Annotated in this window: 14 protein-coding genes and 1 other RNA gene; 10 read left to right on the top strand and 5 right to left on the bottom strand. The window is 64.5% G+C overall.

Annotation, left to right across the window (positions count from 1 at the left end; all coding sequences use genetic code 11):
- Nucleotides 1-116: 116 nt before the first annotated feature.
- A complete protein-coding gene (locus ACE3OO_RS12140; RefSeq protein WP_374303206.1) occupies nucleotides 117-1,358 on the bottom strand; it encodes a DUF2336 domain-containing protein in 1,242 nt (413 codons plus the stop codon).
- An 11-nt stretch (nucleotides 1,359-1,369) separates the two neighbouring features.
- Complete coding sequence (locus ACE3OO_RS12135) at nucleotides 1,370-2,662, bottom strand: diguanylate cyclase domain-containing protein (RefSeq protein ID WP_374303204.1); 1,293 nt, start codon at nucleotides 2,660-2,662, stop codon at nucleotides 1,370-1,372.
- An 89-nt stretch (nucleotides 2,663-2,751) separates the two neighbouring features.
- Between ACE3OO_RS12135 and ACE3OO_RS12130 the strand changes: the two genes are divergently transcribed.
- The 9 genes from ACE3OO_RS12130 (at nucleotide 2,752) to ACE3OO_RS12090 (ending at nucleotide 10,575) form a co-directional block, all read left to right on the top strand.
- Nucleotides 2,752-3,477, top strand: coding sequence for a pyrimidine 5'-nucleotidase (locus ACE3OO_RS12130; protein ID WP_374303201.1), 726 nt, complete (start codon nucleotides 2,752-2,754; stop codon nucleotides 3,475-3,477).
- A 95-nt stretch (nucleotides 3,478-3,572) separates the two neighbouring features.
- Nucleotides 3,573-4,427 (top strand): 2,3,4,5-tetrahydropyridine-2,6-dicarboxylate N-succinyltransferase, encoded by an 855-nt coding sequence (dapD, locus tag ACE3OO_RS12125; RefSeq protein ID WP_374303200.1) that lies wholly within the window; start codon nucleotides 3,573-3,575, stop codon nucleotides 4,425-4,427.
- Between the two features lie 65 nt (nucleotides 4,428-4,492).
- Nucleotides 4,493-5,086, top strand: coding sequence for a response regulator (locus ACE3OO_RS12120; protein WP_374303199.1), 594 nt, complete (start codon nucleotides 4,493-4,495; stop codon nucleotides 5,084-5,086).
- Nucleotides 5,087-5,395: 309 nt separating this feature from the next.
- Nucleotides 5,396-6,016, top strand: a complete 621-nt coding sequence (locus ACE3OO_RS12115; RefSeq protein WP_374303198.1) for a MarR family winged helix-turn-helix transcriptional regulator — start codon at nucleotides 5,396-5,398, stop codon at nucleotides 6,014-6,016.
- On the top strand, nucleotides 6,013-7,245 hold the full coding sequence (locus tag ACE3OO_RS12110; RefSeq protein WP_374303196.1) for an ABC transporter substrate-binding protein: 1,233 nt from the start codon (nucleotides 6,013-6,015) through the stop codon (nucleotides 7,243-7,245). The genes ACE3OO_RS12115 and ACE3OO_RS12110 overlap by 4 nt, the downstream gene beginning before the upstream one ends.
- A gap of 33 nt (nucleotides 7,246-7,278) precedes the next feature.
- A complete protein-coding gene (locus ACE3OO_RS12105; protein WP_374303194.1) occupies nucleotides 7,279-8,148 on the top strand; it encodes a branched-chain amino acid ABC transporter permease in 870 nt (289 codons plus the stop codon).
- Nucleotides 8,145-9,146 carry a branched-chain amino acid ABC transporter permease gene (locus ACE3OO_RS12100; protein WP_374303192.1) on the top strand — a complete coding sequence of 334 codons (1,002 nt, stop codon included), beginning with the start codon at nucleotides 8,145-8,147 and terminating at the stop codon, nucleotides 9,144-9,146. The genes ACE3OO_RS12105 and ACE3OO_RS12100 overlap by 4 nt, the downstream gene beginning before the upstream one ends.
- Nucleotides 9,143-9,871 carry an ABC transporter ATP-binding protein gene (locus tag ACE3OO_RS12095; RefSeq protein ID WP_374303190.1) on the top strand — a complete coding sequence of 243 codons (729 nt, stop codon included), beginning with the start codon at nucleotides 9,143-9,145 and terminating at the stop codon, nucleotides 9,869-9,871. The genes ACE3OO_RS12100 and ACE3OO_RS12095 overlap by 4 nt, the downstream gene beginning before the upstream one ends.
- On the top strand, nucleotides 9,868-10,575 hold the full coding sequence (locus tag ACE3OO_RS12090; protein ID WP_374303188.1) for an ABC transporter ATP-binding protein: 708 nt from the start codon (nucleotides 9,868-9,870) through the stop codon (nucleotides 10,573-10,575). The genes ACE3OO_RS12095 and ACE3OO_RS12090 overlap by 4 nt, the downstream gene beginning before the upstream one ends.
- A gap of 69 nt (nucleotides 10,576-10,644) precedes the next feature.
- On the opposite strand, the gene ACE3OO_RS12085 is transcribed toward ACE3OO_RS12090, so the two are convergent.
- From ACE3OO_RS12085 to ssrA, 3 genes are all read right to left on the bottom strand, one after another.
- A complete protein-coding gene (locus ACE3OO_RS12085; protein WP_374303186.1) occupies nucleotides 10,645-12,255 on the bottom strand; it encodes a fumarate hydratase in 1,611 nt (536 codons plus the stop codon).
- 60 nt (nucleotides 12,256-12,315) lie between these two features.
- A complete protein-coding gene (locus ACE3OO_RS12080; protein WP_374303184.1) occupies nucleotides 12,316-12,819 on the bottom strand; it encodes an SspB family protein in 504 nt (167 codons plus the stop codon).
- Nucleotides 12,820-12,941: 122 nt separating this feature from the next.
- Nucleotides 12,942-13,273: a transfer-messenger RNA gene (gene ssrA / locus ACE3OO_RS12075) on the bottom strand.
- Between the two features lie 146 nt (nucleotides 13,274-13,419).
- Between ssrA and thyX the strand changes: the two genes are divergently transcribed.
- On the top strand, nucleotides 13,420-14,358 hold the full coding sequence (thyX, locus tag ACE3OO_RS12070; RefSeq protein WP_374303182.1) for an FAD-dependent thymidylate synthase: 939 nt from the start codon (nucleotides 13,420-13,422) through the stop codon (nucleotides 14,356-14,358).
- The last annotated feature ends 11 nt before the right edge of the window (nucleotides 14,359-14,369 follow it).

Here is a 14,369-nt window from a genome sequence, read left to right as displayed (position 1 = left end):
CGTCATGCCCGGGTTCAGCCCCGGCATCCACGCAAAAAAGAACATCAGGACAGGGATGGCTGGAACAAGCCCGGCCATGACGATAAATCAGGAGCCAGATCCAAAGAAACTGGAGCTTAAAGCCCGAGTATCTTGAGCTGCTCCTCCAGCTCGGGATTCGACATCGGATAGTCGGTGCCGTTGCGGGCGTTCAGCATCATGCGCGGCGGCACGCGGGCAATATCACGCTGGATCATCACCGCCGTGCGCATGGAGAATTTCGCCCGCCAGACCAGGGCGGTGATCAGGCGGCCGTTGCGCGCCTCCATCGCCTTCTGGATCACCGACAGCGGGATGCGCCCATTCTGCACCAGGGCCTGCAGCACGAAATTGCGATCATTGCGCTCGACGGCTTCCTGCACCGCATCGTTGTCGAGTTTGCGATCCTTGATCAGTTTTTTCACCTTCGCCTCGGCTTCGGCCATCGGCGTGTGCGATTCCTGCTCGTCCTTTTCCACCGCCTCTTCTTCGGCCTCGAGCTTCACATCAAGGCGGCGTTCCATCACCTGGCGCACCTCGGCCAGCGCATCTGCCGGCAGGTCCTTGCGCTCCGACAAAAGTTTCAGCAGCGACGCGGCGACGAAGCCGGCAATGCGCTTGGCCGCCTTGCCGGGCAGGTTGGGTCGATGCACCAGCGGCTCGTGCCAGGATTCATGGCTCGGCGCGGCATCGAGGATCAGGTCGAGCGTTTCCTCTCGGATCTGGGCTGAATCATTGGCCAGCAGGGAGGCCACCGCCGAAACATCGCGCGTGGCGGCGATGGCATCCGACACGCCGGCCGACAGGCCGATACGGCGGGCAATCGCGGTGAGCGCGCCCGACTGGGCCGAACTGGCGACGATCTCGCGCAGGTCATCATCGGTCAGCAGCGGCGAGAATTGCAGCACCGGAGCCGACACGATCAGCTCGACGTCCAGCGCCAGCTGCTTGACCAGGTGATGCGGCACGTTGCTGGCGGATTTCAGCGCTTCCGACAAGGCCGCGCGGATGCGGGTCAATTCATCCTGCGCCAGCAGCTCCAGCGTCTGGATCGCCATTTCGCGCGCCTTGCTGGCTTCATCCGCCGGCATGTCGGGCAAAAGGCGCGCCACCTTCTCGGCCAAGCGGCGGCGCACTTCCTCCGATGCGTCGTTGGCCAGCAGCAGATAGGCATGGGCCGGGGTTGCCTCGTTCTCGGCGATCGCGCGGCGCACCTCCTCGGCCTCGTCGACCGCCAGGTAATAGAGGATTTCCGGCTGGGTATCGGCGCGTTTCGCCAATTGCAGGCGCACGGCTGGATCTTCCGATGCCGCCAGCGCCTTGGCTTTTTCGTAATCCATGCCCTTAGCCGTCACGCCGCGACCTCGCCTTCCCCATCGGGCGGCACGGCGATATGGCTGCGCCCCTTGCCACCCTTCTTGGCGGCGTACATGGCTTCGTCGGCCCGCGCAATCAGCGACTCGGTGCCTTCCAGCTCATCGAGACGGGAAAACACGATACCGATCGAGTAGCCGAGCGGAAAACCCTCGACGCCATACTGCTTGTTGATCTCGCGTGCCGCCTCATGCAGGCGGGCGGCAATCGATTCCGCCGCATCGCGATCGCTTTCCTCCAGCCAGAGCAGGAATTCGTCGCCGCCGATGCGCGAGGCCAGGTCGACCGCACGCAGCATGCGTTTTGCCGCCTCGGCCACGGCCTTCAGCACCTCGTCGCCGGCCTGGTGGCCGCGCACGTCGTTCACCTTCTTGAAATTGTCGAGATCGAAATAAATCAGCGTGCCGCGCAGCTTGTTGCGTAGATGGCGCGGCAGGCGCTTGTCCAGCTCGGCCAGGAAGGCGCGGCGGTTGAGCAGGCCGGTCAGGCCGTCGGTATTGGCCAGGCGATTGAGCTGCTTGTGGGCGCGACGCAGGGCATCGACACGTTCGCGCGCCTCGGTCACGTCGCGCGCCACGCCGCGCACGCCGAGCCAGAGGCCCTTTGCATCGCGCACCGGCAGGCAGGACACTTCAAAGCAGCCCACCGAACCATCCTTGCGGCGCAGGAAAACCTCGGCCGCTTCCATCGGCGTTTCCGCTTCGAAAGGCAATGCGGCTGGCCGCGGGGTATCGGGCGTATCCTCGGCCAGCAGGTTGCGCGCCGGCGTCCCTTCCAGTTCGCGGGCGCTGAAGCCCAGGGCGCCGCGCGGCGAAACAAAGCCGAAACTGCCATCGGCCTTGGTTTCCCAGGCGAAGTCGGTGGAGCAGGTGACCAGATCCTTGAACAGCTGGCGCGACTGCATCAGCGCCTGGGTCAGGTTGCGTTCCAGCGTGCCATCGCGAGCGAGCAACAGCAGGCGCCGCGCGCCGTCATCACCGCCATAGACGATCAGGGTGATCTGCAAGGCCACACCGCCGCGCGGGCCGGGCAGATCGGCGCGGTCCTGCCGCGTCCTGCCATCCTGCAGGGCGGCATCGATGGAGGATGCCAGCGCCGGCAGCCGTCCGGCAGCCAGCTCGGCCAGCAGGGTGTCGGCGGCCGCATTGGCCAGCAATACGCCGCCCTCGCCGTCGAACAACACGGCGGGCCCCGGAAAGGACGGGATCAGGGCTTCCGGCGCCGGGCCGGCCAGGCCGCCGCCTTGCGTTGCTGTCGCGCTTTCGGGCAAATCGCCCCTCCCTGCCGGCATGGACCGATGGGGCTTCCAAGACCCCGGATATTCGCCATTCTAGCCAGAAGCCCCTATGGTGCGAAACCGTGATCAGCCCATCTTCCCAGCCGCTTGCCGATGCCGGCCCTACCCCCGCCCCGCCCCTGCGCGAGGCCGCGCTGGCGCGCGCCGAGACCTGGATTTTCGACCTCGACAACACGCTGTATCCGGCCCAATGCAACCTGTTCGCCCAGATCGACCAGCGCATGGGCCATTTCATTGCCGAGCTGTTCGGCGTGGACGCCGTGGAAGCCAAGCAGCGCCAGAAAGGGTTTTTCCAGACCCATGGCACCACGCTGCGCGGCCTGATGGTGGAGCATGGAGTCGATCCGCAGGCCTTCCTGGATTTCGTGCATGACATCGACGTGTCGGTGGTGGCGCCGCTGCCGCAACTGACCGAGGCGCTGGACCGCCTGCCCGGCCGCAAGTTGATCTACACCAACGGCACCGTGGCCCATGCCGACCGGGTGCTGGCGCGCTTAGGGATCGCCGACCGCTTCGAGGGCGTGTTCGACATCGTGGCCTCGGCCTATCTGCCCAAGCCGCAGGAACCGCCCTACCGCCAGCTGGTCGAACGCTTCGGCATCGCGCCGCAGCGTAGCGTGATGGTGGAGGACATGGCCCGGAACCTGAAGCCGGCCGCCGGCCTGGGCATGACCACCATATGGGTGCCCACCGCCTCGGCCTGGGCCCAGCCGGATCCGGGCGACGACCATATCCACCATGTGGCACCCGATCTGGCGGCCTTCCTGGCCGCCCTCCCCCTGGATTAGCCGGCCCGGCCGGCAGGGGCGTTGACTCAAGAGGCATGCCGGCTATTGTCTCGCGGCTTTTCCGCTTTTCCGCCTTAAATGACGAGGATTTCCCCATGACCGACGCCACGCTCAAGGCCCAGCTTCAGCCCGTGATCGATGCCGCCTGGGAAACCCGCGACCAGGTCAATTTCAGCACCAAGGGCGAGGTGCGCGATGCGGTGGAAGCCACGCTGAACGCGCTGGATGACGGCAAGCTGCGCGTGGCCGAGAAGGCTGGCGGCAAGTGGGAAGTGAACCAGTGGGCCAAGAAGGCGGTGCTGCTCAGCTTCCGCCTGACCGACAACATGCTGATCTCGGATGCACCGGGCGGCGCGCACTGGTTCGACAAGGTGCCATCGAAATTCGCCGGCTGGAGCGAGCAGCGTTTCCGCGGCGCCGGCTTCCGCGCCGTGCCGGGCGCCGTGGTGCGCCGCGCCGCCTACATCGCGCCGGGCGTGGTGCTGATGCCCAGCTTCGTGAATCTGGGCGCCTATGTCGACAGCGGCACCATGGTCGACACCTGGGCCACCGTGGGTTCCTGCGCCCAGATCGGCAAGAACGTGCATCTTTCCGGCGGCGCCGGCATCGGCGGCGTTCTGGAGCCCTTGCAGGCCAACCCGGTGATCATCGAGGACAATTGCTTCATCGGCGCCCGTGCCGAAGTGGCCGAGGGCGTGATCGTCGAGGAAGGCTCGGTGCTGTCGATGGGCGTGTATCTCGGTGCCTCGACCAAGATCATCGACCGCGCCACCGGCGAGGTATTCCAGGGTCGCGTACCGGCCTATTCCGTGGTGGTGTCGGGCAGCCTGCCGGGCAAGCCGCTGCCCAACGGTCAGCCTGGCCCGTCGCTGTACTGCGCGGTGATCGTCAAGCGCGTGGATGCCCAGACGCGCTCGAAAACCTCCATCAACGAGCTGCTGCGCGACTGAAGCAGCCCTCACGCTTCATTAACGGAGAGCGGCAAAAACTCGCCGGAGTCAATCCGAGTGCCGTCATGAGCCAAGACCGCCGCATCGATCCCAAGACCTTCCGCAGCGCCACAATCCTGGTGGCGGAAAGCAACCGCGCCACGCGCCAGGCCCTGCGCAACGTGCTGCTGGGCATGGGCTTCCCCAGCATCATGCTGACCGGCAATTCGGGCGAGACGATGCGCCAGCTGATGCTGGACCCGCCAAGCGTGCTGCTGCTGGATCACAAATTGCCCGGTGGCGACGGCCTGATGCTGGTCCGGCGGCTGCGCCGCGATTCCGGCGAGCTCGGCCGCATCCCCATCATCCTGATGATCGAGGCGCCCGAGGCTGCGCTGGTCATCGCCGCGCGCGATGCAGGCGTGAACGAGATCGTGATCAAGCCACCCGCCGTCGAGGCCCTGGTGCGCAGGCTGATGTCGGTGCTGAAGGAACCGCGCCCCTTCGTGCGTGTGAAGGGATTCATCGGCCCCGACCGCCGCAGGCTGATCGAGCGCCGCCGCGGTGACCGCCGTTTCATCGAACTGGAGCCCGAGGATATTCCCGGCAATAGCGATCGCCGCAAGGGCGGTGGCCGACGCACCGGCAAGGACCGCCGCAGCAAGGCCAATCCGGCCTGAGGCGTAGGCTGAAAAAAAGAAGGCCGGTCGGAGCGGGGACACCGAGGCCGGCCCGGGCGCGAGTCGGCGCCGAGATGCGGCAACTCTAGCGGCGCCGCATGACTTTCGGATGACAGCAAGCGGCTGGCGCCGCACGGTGCCGACAGGCAATATCGGCACCGATCCCTGCCGCAGGCATTTTGTATGCTTGCATTACTATTGTTCCTCGCTACAATCCGGCGTCATAACAAGCCCGGCCCAAGAGGCCGATGGCCAGGGAGAGGAACAGCAGCCGTGCCGGCATCCGTCCGCAACGGAACCGCGACTGATATGCGCAAAGCCGATTTGCGCAAGGATGCCGCGCGCAAAGCCGAAGTGCGGACCGAGCCGCGGGCCGACCGCCGCGCCGCGCCGGTGAATTACGGTACCCTGCCCAACCATGTCGGTTATCTGCTGCGCCTGGCCCAGTTGCGGGTATGGGAGGATTTCTACGCCCGCCTCGGCCCGACGGGAGTAAGCCCCGCGCTGTTCTCGGCGCTGATGCTGATCGAGCACAATCCCGGCCTGCAACAAAGCCGCCTGGGTGAGGCCCTGGGCGTGGCCCGCTCGGGCGCCATGACCATGGTGGACCGGCTGGAACGGCTGGGCCTGGTAGAACGCCGCGCCGACCCTCATGACCGCCGTGCCTACGGTCTTTTCCTCACCGCTGGCGGCGAACGCCAGATGGCGGAACTGATCATGCGGGTGAAAAGCCACGACAAGCTGATCAATCAGGTTCTGAGCCAGCAGGAGCATGAGACATTGATGCGCCTGCTGCGCAAATTCATCGCCGCGCCGGCACTGACCGGCGAGGCCCATTCCGCACCGGACAACGATCCGGTAGCGTCGCGTACCAAGCGCGCCGGCCAAACCGGGCGGCGGCAGAACACATCCAGGGAGGACAGACCATGAGCAGCAAGATTACCCGTCGCCAATTCGCCGCTTCGGCAGCAGCCGGCGCCGCCATCGTGGCCGGCACCGCGCCTTTCAACATCATCCGCGCCCAACCCAAGACGCTGAAGATCGGCTCGATCCATCCGCGCTCGGGCTTCCAGGCCCAGCTCGGCATCGCCTGCCAGCGCGGCATCGACATCGCACCGCGCGTGCTGAAGCAGCTCGGCATCGCCGCCGAGGTCGAGATCATGAACGCCGACACCGAGTCGAATGTCGACGTCGCCCGCGCCCGCGCGGAAAAGCTGATCAACGACGGCGCCAACGTGTTGATCGGTGCCTTCGACAGCGGCCAGTCCGCCGCCATCGCCCAGGTCGCCGAACAGAAGGGCGTGCCCTACATCATCAACGTGGCCGCAGCGCCGCAGATCACCGAACAGGGCTACAAGTTCGTGTTCCGCAACTTCCCGACTGCCCCCATGCTGGTCGGCGACGGCCTGAACCTGATGAAGGGCGTGTTCGAGAAGAGCGGCATCACACCCAAGACCGCCGTGTTCATGCATGTGAACGACACCTTCGGCCAGTCGATGGCCGGGGCGATCAAGGCGATGGCGCCGCGCTTCAACCTGCCGTTCCAGATCGTCGAGACCATCGCCTACGACCCGCAGGCCAAGGACCTGTCGGTGGAAATCGCCAAGGCCAAGGCCACCGGCGCCGAGATGCTGATGCCGGTGACGCGCCTGAACGACGCCATCCTGATGGTGCGTGAGATGGTCAAGCAGCGCTGGGAACCGAAGATCGTGATGAGCCCCGGCGCGCCGGGCTTCTACGAGGGCCAGTTCTACAAGACCCTGGGCAAGTTCTCGAATTACATGATCACCAACGTTCCGTGGTACAACCCGCGTTCGTCGATCACCCAGAAGCTGCTGGACGAGTTCACCAAGTCCTACAAGGGCGAACTGTTCGAGCTGAATGTCGGCTTCTCGTTCGAGGCCGTCATGGTGGCGGTCGATGCCTACAACCGCGCCAAGAGCACGGACGGCAAGGCACTGGCCGACGCGATCCGCCAGACCAAGATCGACAACCACGTGATGGCCGGCGGCAGCCTGCAGTTCGACGCCAAGGGCCAGAACGTCAACATCAAATCCGTGACGCTGCAGAACCTGGACCAGCGGCCGAAGGTGGTGTTGCCGCTCGACATCGCCGAAGACAACCTGCTTCTGCCGCTGCCGAGCTGGAGCAAGCGCTAAGCCAGTCCCGACCACACGCATCGCAAAGACATCATGCCAACAGAACTTGTATTAACCGTCGCGCTGCAGGGCATCCTGACCGGCCTGGTCTATGGCCTGATGGCGCTCGGCCTGTCGGTGATTTTCGGCGTGGTGCGTGTGGTCAATTTCGCTCATGGCGAGATGATGACGATCGCCTCTTACGGGGCGATCGTCGCCTTCGCCGCATGGCACATCGATCCGCTGGTGGCCATGGTGCCGATCGCGGTGATCCTGTTCGCCATCGGCTATGCCATGCAGGCATTGCTGATCAATCCCTTCATCAACCGGCCGGAGCACAGCCAGTTCATCCTGCTGGCCGCCGTGGCAATCATCATGGTGAACGGCCTGCTGATGATCTTCGGGCCCGATGCCCGCAACGTGCTGGTGGATTATTCGCTCGATTCCATCGAAATCGGCTCCCTGCTGGTCGACAAGGTGCGCGTGATCACCGCCGCCATGGCGCTGGCCATCACCGCTGTCCTCTTTGCCTTCTTCAAACTGAGCCATACCGGCAAGGCGATCCGCGCCTGCGCCGACAACCATCTGGGCGCCCTGGTGGTGGGCCTGAACGTCAAGCAGCTTTATGCGCTGACCTTCGGCATCGGCTCGGCCTGTGTCGGTGCCGCTGGCGCTATGATGACGCTGCTAATCGACACAACGCCCAATATCGGGCCTGTCTTCACCCTGCAGGCTTTCGTGATCGTGATCATCGGCGGCCTTGGCTCGATGCCCGGCGCGCTGCTGGGCGGGGTACTGATCGGCCTGTCGGAAGCGATGTCGGGCCTTTTCTTCGCGCCCTCGGCCAAGACGATGTTCGGCGTCGCCATCCTGATCCTGGTTCTTCTGTTCCGGCCGCAGGGCCTGCTGGGGCGTAAAGCATGATTTCCCGTATGATCGACGGCGTGCCGCGGCGCGCCCTGGTTCTGCTTGTCCTGATGCTGGCCGGTCTGCTGATCGCGCCGCTGGTGGTGGATGCCTATATCCTCTCGATCCTGATCCTGGTGCTGTATTTCGCCTATACCGGCCAGGCCTGGAACGTGATGATGGGCTTTGCCGGCCAGCTCAGCCTGGGCCATTCGCTCTATGTCGGCATTGCCGCCTATACCGCCGCCGCGCTGTATGTGCATTTCGGCATCGGGCCGTGGGCCGGCGTACTGCCGGCCATTGCCCTCTCGATGGGCGCCGGCCTGGTGATCGGTTTCCTGGCCTTCCGCTTCGGCATCAGCGGCGTGTATTTCGCCCTGCTGACCATCGCCTTCGCCGAATTCACCCGTGTCGGCTTCGACCATTTCGCCTGGGTAAACGGCTCTGGCGGCTTTTTCCTGCCGGTGACGCAGCAGGCCGCCAATGATCCGCTCAACCTGCGCGGCTCACCCACGATGTTCTATTATATCCTGCTGGCCATCACCGTGCTGGCATTCCTGTTCTGCCGCTGGCTGCTGACCGGGCGCATCGGCTATTACTGGCTGGCGATCCGCGAAGAGCCGGAAGCCGCCCAGACGCTGGGCATCAATGTGTTCCGCTACAAAATGATCGCGGTAGCGATCTCGTCCGGCATGACCGCCCTGAGCGGCGTGTTCTTCGCCTTCTACTACAACAACCTGTTTCCCGAGCAGATTTTCAGCATGGCGCGCTCGATCGAACTGATCCTGGGCCCGATCATCGGCGGCGTCGGCTCGCTGTTCGGTCCAATCCTCGGCGCCGTCGTGCTGACCGCGCTGGCTGAGGCTGTGACCGAGATCATGCATGCGCTGGGTTATGAAATCCCCGGCATCAAGCAGGTGTTCTACGGCATCTGCCTGCTGGTGGTGATCATCTATCTGCCGCACGGCATCTGGCCGCCACTGCGCAAGCGGCTCGGCCTGGAGGACCGGTCATGACCGATCTTCTGACCGTAGACGGCATTTCGAAAAGCTTCCGCGGCCTGCGCGCCGTGAGCCAGGCAAGCCTGAGCGTGCCACAGGGCGGCATCGTCAGCCTGATCGGCCCCAACGGCGCCGGCAAGACCACCTGTTTCAACATGATCGCCGGCGTGTTCAGGCCCGATGAAGGCCGCATCACCTTCAATGGGAACCGCATCGACGGCATGCGGCCGGACCGGATCTGCCATGCCGGCATCGGCCGCACCTTCCAGATCGTGAAGCCGTTCAAGGAACTCACCGCGCTGGAAAACGTGATCGTCGGCGCCCTGCGGGCCGAGAAGGATGTGCGGCAGGCGCGCAGAAAAGCCGAGGCCGTGCTGGACCAGCTGGGCATGGCCGACAAGCGCAGCCAGCCGGCCGCACAGCTTACCCTGCCCGAGCGCAAACGGCTGGAAGTTGCGCGCGCCCTGGCCACCGAGCCGAAGCTTCTGCTGCTGGACGAGGTTATGGCCGGGCTGCGCCCCACCGAAACCGACCAGATGGTGGCGGTGTTCCGCGACCTCAACAGAAAACATGGCATGACCATCCTGCTGATCGAGCACGTGATGCGGGCGGTGATGGCTTTGTCGCAGCAGGTGGTGGTGCTGCATTACGGCCAGGTGATCGCCAGCGGCGCGCCGGAAGATGTGGTGCGCGACCCGGCCGTGCTGGAATGCTATCTGGGCGAGGAGGTGGAGGCATGAGCCTCGCCATCGAAAATCTGGACGTTTTTTACGGCGATGCGCAGGCACTGGACGGCGTCTCGCTGCGCGTGCCCCGGAGCAGCATCGTCGCCATCATCGGCGCCAACGGCGCCGGCAAATCCACCCTGATCCGCACCATCGCCGGCATCGAACGGCCACGCAAAGGCAGCATACGCTTTGGCGAAACCGAGATCGCCGGCCTGCCGAGCCACAAGGTATGCAATTTAGGAATCGGCCAGGTGGCCGAGGGCCGGCAGGTGTTTCCCAGCCTGACCGTGCTGGAGAATTTGCAGATGGGCGCGATGCTGTCGCGTGCCCGGGCCAAGGAAAAAGCCACGCTGGACGAGGTGTTCGGCCTGTTTCCGCGTCTGGCCGAGCGGCGCAACCAGCTGTCGGGCACCATGTCGGGCGGCGAGCAGCAGATGCTGGCCATCGGCCGCTGCCTGATGGGGCAGCCGGAACTGATCATGTTCGACGAGCCCTCGCTGGGCCTGGCGCCAGCCGTGGTGCAGGAGGTGTTCCGCATCATCAAGCTGCTGCACCAGCGCGGCATGACGGTGATCCTGGTGGAGCAGAACGTTGCCGTCTCGCTGAAACTGGCCAACCAGGCCTATGTGCTGGAAAACGGCCGCATCGTGATGGAAGGTACCGGCGAGGCCCTGCTGCACGACGACCGCGTGCGGCAAGCCTATATGGGGCTGTGATCCACCAGGCAGACGACAAGAAAAAGGCCACCTTGCGGTGGCCTTTTTCCATTTTCGCGAAAGCGCCGCTTACGCCAGGTTGGCGAAGAAGTCGTTGCCCTTGTCGTCGACGATGATGAAGGCGGGGAAATCCTCGACCTCGATCTTCCACACCGCTTCCATGCCGAGTTCCGGGTATTCGTGCTGCTCGACCTTCTTGATGCAGTTCTTGGCCAGGATCGCGGCCGGGCCGCCGATCGAGCCGAGATAGAAGCCGCCATATTTCTTGCAGGCATCGGTCACCTGCTTGGAGCGGTTGCCCTTGGCGAGGCTGATGAAGCCACCGCCGTTTTCCATCAGCAGGCCGACGTAAGAGTCCATGCGGCCTGCCGTGGTGGGGCCGAAGGAACCCGAAGCCATGCCGTCCGGCGTCTTGGCCGGGCCGGCGTAATAGATCATGTGGTTCTTCACGTAATCGGGCAGGCCCTGACCCTTCTCGATCCGCTCGGCGAATTTGGCATGCGCCAGGTCGCGGGCGACGATCAGCGTGCCGGTCAGCGACAGGCGGGTCTTGACCGGATACTGCGAGAGCTTTTTGCGGATTTCGCTCATCGGCTGGTTGAGGTCGATCTTGACCACTTCCGCCGACAGCTTGTCTTCGTGTTCGGGCAGATACTGCGCCGGATTGGTCTCGAGCTGTTCGAGATAGATGCCGTCGCGGGTGATCTTGCCCAGAGCCTGGCGGTCGGCCGAGCAGGATACCGCGATGCCGACCGGCACGCTGGCGCCGTGGCGCGGCAGGCGGATCACGCGCACGTCGTGGCAGAAATACTTGCCGCCGAACTGCGCGCCGATGCCGTTGATACGGGTGAGCTCAAGGATTTTCTGCTCGAATTCCACGTCGCGGAAGGCATGACCGGTTTCGCTGCCCTTTGTCGGCAGATGATCGAGATATCGTGCCGAGGCCAGCTTGGCGGTCTTGAGGTTCAGCTCGGCCGACAGGCCGCCGATCACGATCGCCAGGTGGTAGGGCGGGCACGCGGCCGTGCCCAGCGTCTTGATCTGGGCATCGAGGAATTTCAGCAGCGTATCGCCGCGCAGCACCGCCGGCGTCTGCTGGTAAAGATAGGTCTTGTTGGCCGAGCCGCCGCCCTTGGCCATGAACAGGAACTTGTAGGCATCGCCATCGGTGGCATAGAGCTCGATCTGCGCCGGCAGGTTGGTGCCGGTGTTCTTCTCCTCGAACATGGAAAGCGGCGCGAGCTGGGAATAGCGCAGGTTGGTCTCGGTATAGGTGCGATAGACGCCGTGGCTGATCGCCTCTTCGTCCTTACCAGAGGTCCAGACATACTGGCCCTTCTTGCCGATCACGATGGCCGTGCCGGTATCCTGGCAGGAGGGCAGCACCATGCCGGCCGAGATATTGGCGTTCTTGAGCAGCTCCAGCGCCACGAAATGGTCGTTCGGCGAGGCATCCTTGTCGTCGAGGATGGCACGCAGCTGGGCCAGATGGCCCGGGCGGAAGAGATGCGCGATGTCGCGCATGGCGGCGAAAGTGAGATCGCTGAGCGCCTTGTCAGAAACCTGCAGCACTTCGCGCCCGCCGGCCTTGATCACCTCGACGCCGTCGGAAGACAGCTTGCGGTAGGGCGTCGTGTCGGGACCAAGCGGAAACAGGTCCTCGTAGCGGAACTCGGGCATTCTATTCTCCGGGGCTGCTGATCTTGGGCTGCTTTGGACCGGCGCTGCGGGCGCCGCAGGTCAGGTCTTTTTCTTGCGGAAGGCATCCAGCGCGACGACGTCGCCGGTCTTGCGTTCGGCCGGGTCCTCGGCCGCCGCCGCGGGCGTCGTGGTATCGGCCTCGCCCACCGGGGCCGGGCTGCTGATCGCCGGCCGCGCATCGGTATTGGGTGCGACGCGGAACTGCAGGCCGAATTGCACGCTGGGATCGGCAAAGGCGGTGATCGCCGCATAGGGAACCACCAGCCGCTCGGGCACCTTGTTGAAGCTGAGGGTGATCTGGAAGGCATCCTCGCCCGGCTCCAGTCCCCAATACTGGTGCTGCAGCACAATGGTCATCTCTTCCGGATACCGCTCATGCAGGTAATCCGGCAATTCGACGCCAGGCTGGTCAGTGCGGAAGGTGATGTAGAAATGGTGGTTGCCCGGCAGGCCGAATTCGGCGACGCGTTTGAGCGCCTCGCGCACCGCGCCGCGCAGGGCAGTTTCCACCAACTGGTTGTAGTCGAGCAGCTTGCCGGCCATGACTAATCTTCTCGGGGACGCAATGCGTGCATTTTACCCTTCCCCATCCGGGGGTTCAATTCCAAGCCGGCTGCGGAAGGCGGGTCTTCCACAGGATTAAGGTCGAAATCGGAAGATTTATTAGTGGGGGGCTTCTGTTGCCCGGCGCCCCCCGAGCCGCGCTTACCGATTAGGCAGCGAGTGCAACGCTATTGTCGTTGGCACTTTTGAGGTGACCCGATAACGGCGGTATCATGCCGGGCAAAAACTGGGCCTTTATTGCGCACGTCGAGCCTGATTCGCCCCCAGCATCAGCCCGGCCAATGGGTTAACCGCAAAGGTTAAGACCGGGTTCATGGTGGAGGCGCCGGGTACTGCCCCCGGGTCCGTTACGCCTATTCTGCACAGCGTTTATCGCCATAGTCGGTTTCCCGACAGGATCAATGTAGGGGGTCGGAAGGAGTTTTTGAAGGGTCCCCGGCCGGGGCATTTTCGGGGGGCCGGTCAGGGCGGGCTTTTTGGGACCCGGGGCTTTTTGGGACTCGGCCGGCCGGTCTATAACCACCTGCCTTTCGTCCGGCGGCCCGAGTCGCCGGAATTTGCCCGCCGGAGAGACCCGCAATGACCATGACGCCGGAACAGGCCGCCGAGATCGCCGCCCTGCGCAGCCAGTCCCAGCCGACCCGCCGCGCCACCGTGCCGGCCCTGGAGGAAATCCTCTACGAACCGATGACCGTGCTGGACCACGGTTTTGTCCGCGTCATCGACTACATGGGTGACGATTCCGCCGTGGTTCAGGCTGCCCGCGTCTCTTACGGCCGCGGCACCAAGAAGGTCAGCGAGGATCGCGGCCTGATCAACTACCTGATGCGTCACCGGCACACCACGCCGTTCGAGATGTGCGAGATCAAGTATCACGTCAAGCTGCCGATCTTCGTGGCGCGGCAGTGGATCCGCCACCGCACGGCGAACGTGAACGAGTATTCCGCGCGCTACTCGATCCTGGACAACGAATTCTATATCCCCGCCCCCGACCAGCTTGCCGCGCAGTCGAGCTCAAACCGCCAGGGCCGCGGCGATCTGCTAACCGGCGCGGAAGCCGCGCGGGTCCTCGACCTGCTGAAGCGCGACGCGATGCAGTCCTATGCCTCGTATGAGGAAATGCTGAACGAGCGGCCTGACGGCAGCAAGCGTGACGAAAGCCGCGAGGGTCTGGCGCGCGAGCTGGCGCGCATGAACCTGACGCTGAACTTCTACACCCAGTGGTACTGGAAGACCGACCTGCTGAACCTGCTGCATTTCCTGAGCCTGCGCGCCGACAGCCATGCGCAGTACGAAATCCGGGTCTATGCCGAGGCCATGCTGGAAACCGTGAAGCGCTGGGTGCCGGCCTGCTACGACGCTTTCATGGAATACCGCGTCGGCGGCGCCAGCCTTTCGGCCACGGCGCTGAAGGCGGTACGCCGCATGCTGGCCGGCGAAACCGTCGACCAGGCAAGCTCCGGCCTGAGTGCGCGGGAATGGCGCGAATTGATGGCGGTGCTGAAGCCCGAGCGCTGAAACGGCGCAGT

The sequence above is a fragment of the Ferrovibrio sp. genome, assembly GCF_041906005.1.
GTDB lineage: Bacteria > Pseudomonadota > Alphaproteobacteria > Ferrovibrionales > Ferrovibrionaceae > Ferrovibrio.
Note: the sequence above shows the minus strand (reverse complement) of the source record. Positions and strands in the feature narration are given on the sequence as shown.